1 rRNA gene is annotated in these 1,428 nt (G+C 55.0%); it reads right to left on the bottom strand.

Annotated elements, in window-relative coordinates:
* Window positions 1-52: 52 nt before the first annotated feature.
* A 23S ribosomal RNA gene (locus ACWF9G_RS34285) occupies window positions 53-1,428 on the bottom strand; the annotation flags it as partial.

Genomic DNA, 1,428 nt, shown 5'->3' with positions numbered 1-1,428 from the left:
TGCTGCAGTGTCTGTTGTTTCAGATACCGCACAGTGGACGCGTAACACCTTCGATAGTAAGCCCTCGGCCTATTAGTACCAGTCACCTACACCAGTTACCTGGCTTCCAGTTCCGGCCTATCAACCCCATGGTCTGTAGGGGGCCTTAACCCATCAAGTGGGAGAGAAACCTCATCTTGGAACAGGCTTCCCGCTTAGATGCTTTCAGCGGTTATCCCTTCCGAACGTAGCCAACCAGCAGTGCTCCTGGCGGAACAACTGGCACACCAGAGGTTCGTCCGTCCCGGTCCTCTCGTACTAGGGACAGCCTTCCTCAAGTTTCTAACGCGCGCGGCGGATAGAGACCGAACTGTCTCACGACGTTCTAAACCCAGCTCGCGTGCCGCTTTAATGGGCGAACAGCCCAACCCTTGGGACCTACTCCAGCCCCAGGATGCGACGAGCCGACATCGAGGTGCCAAACCATCCCGTCGATATGGACTCTTGGGGAAGATCAGCCTGTTATCCCCGGGGTACCTTTTATCCGTTGAGCGACACCGCTTCCACTTGCCGGTGCCGGATCACTAGTCCCGACTTTCGTCCCTGCTCGAGCTGTCACTCTCACAGTCAAGCTCCCTTGTGCACTTGCACTCGACACCTGATTGCCAACCAGGCTGAGGGAACCTTTGGGCGCCTCCGTTACATTTTGGGAGGCAACCGCCCCAGTTAAACTACCCACCAGGCACTGTCCCTGAACCAGATCATGGTCCGAGGTTAGAAGTCCAATACGATCAGAGTGGTATTTCAACGACGACTCCACGAATACTGGCGTACCCGCTTCAAAGTCTCCCACCTATCCTACACAAACCGTACCGAACACCAATACCAAGCTATAGTGAAGGTCCCGGGGTCTTTTCGTCCTGCCGCGCGTAACGAGCATCTTTACTCGTAATGCAATTTCGCCGAGTCTGTGGTTGAGACAGCAGAGAAGTCGTTACGCCATTCGTGCAGGTCGGAACTTACCCGACAAGGAATTTCGCTACCTTAGGATGGTTATAGTTACCACCGCCGTTTACCGGGGCTTAAATTCTCAGCTTCGCGCCGAAGCGCTAACCGGTCCTCTTAACCTTCCGGCACCGGGCAGGCGTCAGTCCGTATACATCGTCTTACGACTTCGCACGGACCTGTGTTTTTAGTAAACAGTCGCTTCTCTCTGGTCTCTGCGACCCCACCCAGCTCCGAGTGCAAGACTCATCACCAGGCGTGGTCCCCCTTCTCCCGAAGTTACGGGGGCATTTTGCCGAGTTCCTTAACCACAGTTCTCTCGATCGCCTTAGTATTCTCTACCTGACCACCTGTGTCGGTTTGGGGTACGGGCCGTGTACCAACTCACTAGAGGCTTTTCTCGGCAGCATAGGATCACTGAATTCACCACAACGGCTACGCATC

The organism is Nocardia sp. NPDC055029 (assembly GCF_053608525.1).
This window is presented reverse-complemented; position numbering and strand designations above follow the sequence as displayed.